Source organism: Enterococcus sp. 12F9_DIV0723 (assembly GCF_002174375.1).
Lineage (GTDB): Bacteria > Bacillota > Bacilli > Lactobacillales > Enterococcaceae > Enterococcus_A > Enterococcus_A gilvus.
Map to the genome: position 1 here is coordinate 1,825,396 of NZ_NIBK01000001.1, position 7,345 is coordinate 1,832,740.

Below are 7,345 nucleotides of genomic sequence, written 5' to 3' on the forward strand. Positions count from 1 at the left end.
TATTCTGTTATAGTTCAGATCCATTCTTTAGCAAGTTTGATATAAAGAACTTTTCCTAATTGCGTGGCTAGCATATAAACGATCACGATTCCGACATACCAGAACCAATAAGTAGTTGGCAAATGTACAAAATCAAATTGTTCAGCGATCGGGGTTAATACAACAAGTATTCCTACAACTACTGCCATCAGCAAACTAATGAACACTTGTGGCGCTGGCCGACTTTGGATAAATGGAATTTTTCTCGTCCGAACCATCAAAACGACCAATGCTTGCGTCGTTAACCCGATCATGAACCATCCTGTTTGGAACAGGTTCTGTGTCCCGACTGTATTGGCACCAAAAACAAACCACATAACTAAAAACGTAATGATGTCAAAAACGGAACTGATCGGACCGATACACACAGTAAATTTCAGGAGACCTTTTGTTTCCCACTTCGTTGGTACTTGCAACTCTTCCTCGTCCACATTATCCCAAGGAATCGTCAATTGCGCGAAATCATAGATTAAATTTTGCAATAGCAATTGGATCGACAGCATAGGCAAGAATGGCAAGAAGGCACTTGCGATCAGAATAGAGAACACATTCCCGAAGTTCGAGCTGATCGTGATCTTGATGTATTTCATCATATTACTGAAGACACGGCGGCCTTCGATGACACCATTCTCAAGAACACCCAAACTTTTTTCTAGTAAAATGATCGAACTGGCATCTTTTGTAATATCTGCCGCTGTATCCACTGAGATCCCTACATCCGCTTTTCTTAAAGCGGGAGCATCATTGATTCCATCTCCCATAAAGCCCACAGTATGACCTTTACTTTGCAACGATTCAATGATCCGAGATTTTTGCATAGGATTTAGTTTCGCAAATAAATTGATTTTTTCTGCAGCTTGATACAATTCATCTTCCGACATGTCGTCTATTTGGTTTCCTAATAGGTAATCATCTGCTGAGATCCCTACATCCTGACAAACCTTTTGCGCAACGATGGCGTTGTCTCCAGTCAAGACTTTCACCACTACCCCATGCTGATGAAGGGATTTGATGGCTGGTTTTGCTGAAGCCTTCGCTGGGTCCAGGAATCCCATGAAGCCGATCAAGATCATGTCTTTTTCGTCTTCAGTAGAATAGATAGCTTCATCATGTGCGTCACGACGAACAGCCACAGTGATGACTCGCATTCCTTGACGGTTCATTTTTTCATTCACCGTTTGCAATTGGTGGCGAATCTCAGAAGTAAGCTCCAAAATTTCTCCATTAATTTCTACATATTTACAAATCTCCGCCATCTCTTCCACGGCACCCTTAGTAATCATTAATTGGTGATCATCTGTTTTCATGACAACCGTTAAACGACGGCGTGAAAAGTCAAAGGGAATTTCATCAATCTTTTGAACCGCTTGATACGGCAATTGACGGTCTTGTTCTTCAAAATAATTAATAACAGCGATATCCATCAGATTTTTCCAACCTGTTTGATAGGTGGAATTCATGAATGCTAAATCTAAGACTTGTTCATTTTCATTTCCCAATGGATCAAGATGCTCTACAAGAACCACGCGATCCTCAGTGATCGTCCCTGTCTTATCTGTACAGAGAACATCCATGCTTCCTAAATTTTGAATAGAGGCTAATTCTTTTACAATCACTTTGTGTTTTGAAAGTGTCAAAGCACCCTTAGCCAAGTTAGAGCTGACGATCATTGGCAGCATCTCAGGAGTCAAACCGACAGCTACGGCAATCGCGAAGAAGAAGGCGCTGCTCCAATCCCCTTTTGTTAAACCGTTGATCAAGAAAACAAGCGGGAATAAAACCATGACCATCCGTAACAACAGCTTGCTGACTTTGGCTAACCCAATATCAAAGGACGTTTTTCCACGCTTTGAGGTCGCGTTTCTGGCAATATCTCCAAAAAATGTTTGTTGTCCGGTTTTTAAAATAATTGCTTTTCCTTGACCACTCAACACATCTGTTCCCATAAATACCAGATTCGTTAAGTCCAATGCTGTTGTTTCTTCTGTTACTTCGTTTTCTTCTGCAAGGTATTTTTCAACGGGCATTGATTCTCCCGTTAACGATGATTGGTTGACGAAAAGGTCTTTCGTCCAAATCAACACGGCATCTGCTGGGATCATGTCGCCAGTCGCTAACGTCAAAATGTCACCAGGTACGATTTCATCCATCGGAATTTCTTTTGTTTCTCCGTTCCGCGTGATTGCTGCGGTATTTTCAATCATTTCTTTTAATTCGATACTCGCTTTTTGCGAACGGTATTCTTGAATAAAGGTTATCAAGACGCTGGCCAAGATCATGATCGTCATTACAACTGCGGCTTCCAGGTCATTCGTCAGTAAAGAAACAATTGCTAATAGCGCCAGTACGTAGACAAATGGATCATTAAAGGATTGAAGGAATAATAACATGCCAGGCGTCGGCTTTTGTGAGGAAACCTCATTTGGACCGTATTCTTCCAAACGACTTTTCGCATCTTCTTCGGATAAGCCCTGTAAAGATGTTCGCAAGTTTAGAAAAAGGTCACGGTCAGGTAAAATTGCTAGTTTTTTTAATTCTTGATCTTTATTGATTTTGCGAGCAAGAAGGTTTTTTTTGTTCATCATAATGGTTCCTCCTAAAATTCAGGACAATCGAAGTAGTCCTATCGTATTTGCTTTTCGGTCGACTATCCTCATGATCCATCTTCCTCACATCCTTTCGATCTTATATTTTTGTCTAAGTGAAACGTATAGAGATTCAACATTTTGATTAGCTGCCGCAGCCATGTCCATGTGCGCAATAATTGTTCATCCATTACAAATGCTTCTATAGTAAGTCTGCGTGAAGGGTTCTATTCATTCACTGAAATTAACGCGCTCTATAGTAAGTGGTTGAACTCGCCGCTAGCTCATATCTTTGGATCGTATTTTTCGAAGAGCGAAAAATACGGTTATTTTCGTACGCTTATCATTTTTCTAACCTGCTAACGCAGGAAGGAAAACTGACAAAAAGCGCGTGCTCGAAAATGAGCACGCGCGAAAAATCATTCATGTTCATCGTCGAGCTTTAGCACTATAGGGCGTAGACAAAAGTTGTCAGCTACGTTATGAATCACCTTCACGATGATCCCTGTTCTACCCATTGGCGTCTCTCGACATTTTTGGGCAGTAGCCTGTGTCCATATAGGAGCCTCACCTAACAATTATTCTTATTTACATTCTCACTATAGGGTACTTAAAACGAAGTGTCAAATATTTGGCTGAAAAAACTTGTTCATTTTCAGAAATTCATCTACTTTTTTATTAGGTGCAGCACCAAAATAGTCGGCGAATTTTTTACTCCAACGTTTTGTTTCGCGAGCTTCCGCGAATTTCTCCATCGTATCATCATAGGTTTCGATCAATCCATAGTCGTATTCTTGGTAAGTGTCATAATGGACAACTGCCTCTTCCGGTAAACGTGGTTTGATTCTCATTTCTACGTTTGGCTTTCCGATACTTAGTCCAGCCACAGGCATCACGTAATCAGGCAAGTTTAATAGTCTGCTGACTTCTGAAATATCTTTTCGGATGGAGCCGACAACAACAGATCCCAATCCCAAGGCCTCTGTTGCGATCACGGCATTTTCTAATGCCAATGCTGTATCTGTGACCGCCGTTATCAATGGGTCTAAGCCGGAATCAATAGGATAATCGGTGCCATAATGGCGCGCAACTTTCTGCGTGCGTTTTAAATCTGCTACAAAAACTAAAAAGGCCGAACTGTGGAGCATATGAGGATTTCCAGGATTCATCGCTACCAGTTGTTTTCTTATTTCTTGATCTCTAATTACGACAATGCTATACATTTGACCGTTCATCCAACTAGGCGCTTGTCGACTTGCGTTTAGGATTTTGTGCAGTTCCTCCTCTGATAATTGATACGTTTCATCAAAGCTTCGATAGGTCCGGTGCTGATTTAAAATCTCCAATGCTTCCATTTAACTCCTCCTTAATTCTCTTGAAATACGTTTTAGCTGATCAAAAAACTGTTTCTGTGTTTTTTTCGTCAGCCGAGTATAATTCACCCTCATTGCCATTGTATCATTACTAAAAAGGAATGCGGGGGCTATCGCTATTTTTTCTCTTAGAAAAATCTCCCAATCTTTTCTCGTCAAACGCTGATGTTTCCAGGTCAAATACACATAGATGCCGCCATCGATTTTTGATATTGCCCAATCGTCTGCGATCTGATTCGATGCCGCAGCGAAGTCATGAGCCTTTTGCTTCAAGGTTGCCACGAGCGCTTCCTGATTTTTTTCAAAGTGCGCGTCTGTTAATGCTGTATGAGCAATTACTTGGGGAAAAATACTGATCGAAAAATCCATCATTTGTTTTGCCTCGGACAACCGTTGAATTAGATCTTGATCAGCAACGACCCAGCCAATTTTGATAGACGAACCCAACAATTTAGAGAGTGAACCCAAGTGGATGACTTGATGCGGTGCTAGCTCCTTTAAAGACGGTGGCAGGTCGATAAAGTTCATTTCGCTAAACACTTCGTCTTCCACGATCGGTATCTGATAGTTATGACTAAGTGCAATCAATTCTTTTCGTCGATTTTCTGACATGGTCGTCCCAGTCGGATTTTGAAAGGTTGGGTTCAGAATGATCAATTTTATTTTCTTAGTCAGGATGAGCTGCTCCAGCTTATCGATACGCATCCCTTCTTGATCCATCTCTACGCCATACAATTTAACACCGGCACTTGCGAAGATCGGCAGTGAGTATAAAAAAGAAGGGTCCTCGATCGCCACGCTATCACCACTTTGTAACATCACCTGCAGCAATAAGAACATCGCTTGTTGTGCGCCCGAAGTAATCAAGACTTGATTTGCCGAAACGTCGATTTTTTGTTCTAGTTTAATTCGTTGACAAATAATCTGCTGCAACGGTCGGTAGCCAAGAGGGCTTTGCTTCTGTTCCTCTAACAATAACTCCTCCCACGTATATGAGGGAAATCGAAAATCAGGGATCAAATTGAGGGGCAGATCTCCTGAGTAAAGATCAATTGCCTCAGGATCGGATAATAAGGGGTGGATTTTCTCTAGAAAAGACTCTTTAGGGTGCGATTCCTGCGTGAATAGTCGGCGCCAATCGACCCGGGGAGTCGTACTGCGTCCCCAATTTCCTTCATTCACCACTGTCCCACTGCCTTGCCGACGCAAGATCCAGCCAAGACTGACTAGCTCATCCAATGCGTGAACGACGGTTGACCGATTCACTTGGTAATGTTCTGCCAGCTTCCGTTCTGCCGGTAATTTATCGCCTGGTTTCAAGGTTCCCTCTTGGATATACGTAATAATTTGTTCAATGATTTGTTGATAAATCGGCGTAGACTTATTTTCTGCTAGTTCCCACATGGTCATCCCCCGTTTATAATTGGATGATTTAACATTAATCCAATTATATTTTCATGTCAATTGAACAAAGAAAAAGACTCCTGCCAAGCAAACGACAGGAGTCTTTTTAAAATCTTTTAAATGGTATCACCATTAAAAATCGAATTTTTAACGACGACATAATCTACTTTTTGCAAGGCTTCTAAGTCATTGCCACCAGCATAGGAGATAGAGGATTGCAAGTCCTGCTGCATTTCCACTAAAGTGTCTTTTAAAGAACCTTTATAAGGGATCCAAATTTTCTTACCTTCCACGTTTTTCTTTTCGCCTTTTTGGAATTCAGAAGCACTACCGAAGTATTCTTTGTATACAACGCCTTCTTCCACCATTGTTTCCCCAGGAGATTCTTCGTGTCCAGCAAATAGAGAACCAATCATGATCATCGTTGCACCAAAGCGAATAGATTTCGCAATATCGCCATGTGTACGAATCCCACCATCTGCAATGATTGGTTTCCGCGCTGCTTTAGCACACCAGCTCAACGCAGCTAACTGCCATCCGCCCGTACCAAAGCCTGTTTTAATTTTAGTAATACATACTTTCCCCGGTCCAATTCCTAGTTTTGTCGCATCAGCTCCGGCATTTTCCAATTCACGTACAGCTTCTGGCGTGCCGACATTTCCAGCGATAACGAAAGTTTCCGGCAAATATGTTTTTATGTGTTTGATCATATTGATGACCGCATCTGAATGACCATGAGCAATATCGATCGTGATAAAATCAGGGTTCAACTTCTCTTCAGCTAACTGTTTTACAAAATCATATTCGTAGCCTTTGACGCCGACACTGATTGATGTAAACAACCCGCGCGCTTGCATTTTCTTAATGAAAGGAATTCGCTCCTCTTCATAAAAGCGATGCATAATATAGAAATACCCATTTTCTGCCAAAAATTCAGCAATCGTTTCATCGATGATCGTTTGCATATTGGCTGGTACAACAGGCATTTTAAAACTGAATTTCCCTAATTTAACAGTCGTGTCACATTCTGATCGGCTGTTCACAATACATTTGTTGGGGATCAACTGAATATCTTCATAATCAAATACTTTCATAAATGGCCTCCAATGGATAACTTAGCTATCTCGTTTTATTCTCGTCATTTTTTTACTTATGAAAAATGACCGTGTTCTCGTCGCGCGAAGCTTTACACAAAACAAACGTTACAACTGTCAATCGATGCATACACACCCTCTTACCAGCATCTGATACGTGTAAATCGCGAACGATAAAAAAACATAGGGCAGTATCGCCCTATGTAATTTACAACATATCCGGTTAAAAAGCAAGCTGATTTTAAATTTTATCGCAAAAAACACGAACATTACCTTTTATACTAAAGTACTTCTTAATTTTTTCGCCTGTAGACTGATTAAAAAGATAACATCTTCCATTTCTTCTTCGTTTGTCACATTCATTTCGATCTTCTGCGTGTTTTTTGACACGTCTTCAAATTTTTCCTTAAACTCCTTCGACATCACCTTTACCATCGGAGTCAAATAGCTTATACCAAAGTCTGGGAATGGAGTGCTCACGGAGAAATAGTTTTCATGGATCTTGATTTGACAAAGTAGACCGTTGTATTGCTCGATCACTAATTGCCAGCCTGATTTTTTTTGGAATATGTATGTGATTTTCGGATCATAATGTCTCATGATCTGAGCTAATAAGATTTTTAGATATTGGGAATTTGGCAATCCTGATAAGATCGTCTGGAGTTCTCTCTTTTCATCATCAGCCTTGGATCGTTTTCTTTCCATAGTCCTCGCCTCTTTCAATACGCTGTGGAACGAAAAATAATTCTAACTAATGCAATGGTTGTATGAGTTAAATTCTTTTTATTTTTCTTCAATTTCATATATTCTTTTAACGTTTTTTTCATATTCAGTTTACCATTTTTAATGA

Annotated in this window: 5 protein-coding genes and 1 riboswitch; all 5 genes read right to left on the bottom strand. The window is 40.6% G+C overall.

The window, feature by feature from the left end; translation table 11 throughout:
- Window positions 1–14: 14 nt before the first annotated feature.
- Window positions 15–2,621, bottom strand: a complete 2,607-nt coding sequence (gene mgtA / locus A5868_RS08665; RefSeq protein WP_162787369.1) for a magnesium-translocating P-type ATPase — start codon at window positions 2,619–2,621, stop codon at window positions 15–17.
- Window positions 2,622–3,045: 424 nt separating this feature from the next.
- A riboswitch (M-box (ykoK) riboswitch) is annotated at window positions 3,046–3,210 on the bottom strand.
- A gap of 37 nt (window positions 3,211–3,247) precedes the next feature.
- A complete protein-coding gene (locus A5868_RS08670) occupies window positions 3,248–3,979 on the bottom strand; it encodes a nitroreductase family protein (protein WP_086303746.1) in 732 nt (243 codons plus the stop codon).
- Complete coding sequence (locus A5868_RS08675) at window positions 3,980–5,401, bottom strand: aminotransferase-like domain-containing protein (protein WP_086303745.1); 1,422 nt, start codon at window positions 5,399–5,401, stop codon at window positions 3,980–3,982. It lies immediately after the preceding gene.
- Between the two features lie 116 nt (window positions 5,402–5,517).
- Entirely contained in the window at window positions 5,518–6,495 is a 978-nt protein-coding gene (gene guaC, locus A5868_RS08680; RefSeq protein WP_086303744.1) for a GMP reductase, read from the bottom strand.
- A gap of 276 nt (window positions 6,496–6,771) precedes the next feature.
- Window positions 6,772–7,200, bottom strand: a complete 429-nt coding sequence (locus A5868_RS08685; RefSeq protein WP_087654151.1) for a DUF3788 family protein — start codon at window positions 7,198–7,200, stop codon at window positions 6,772–6,774.
- Between the last annotated feature and the right edge of the window lie 145 nt (window positions 7,201–7,345).

Excerpts from the sequence above, each read along its gene's own strand:
- mgtA (WP_162787369.1), bottom strand. The coding sequence starts at position 2,621 with ATGAACAAAAAAAACCTTCTTGCTCGCAAAATCAATAAAGATCAAGAA.
- guaC (WP_086303744.1), bottom strand. The coding sequence starts at position 6,495 with ATGAAAGTATTTGATTATGAAGATATTCAGTTGATCCCCAACAAATGT.
- A5868_RS08685 (WP_087654151.1), bottom strand. The coding sequence starts at position 7,200 with ATGGAAAGAAAACGATCCAAGGCTGATGATGAAAAGAGAGAACTCCAG.
- A5868_RS08670 (WP_086303746.1), bottom strand. The coding sequence starts at position 3,979 with ATGGAAGCATTGGAGATTTTAAATCAGCACCGGACCTATCGAAGCTTT.
- A5868_RS08675 (WP_086303745.1), bottom strand. The coding sequence starts at position 5,401 with ATGTGGGAACTAGCAGAAAATAAGTCTACGCCGATTTATCAACAAATC.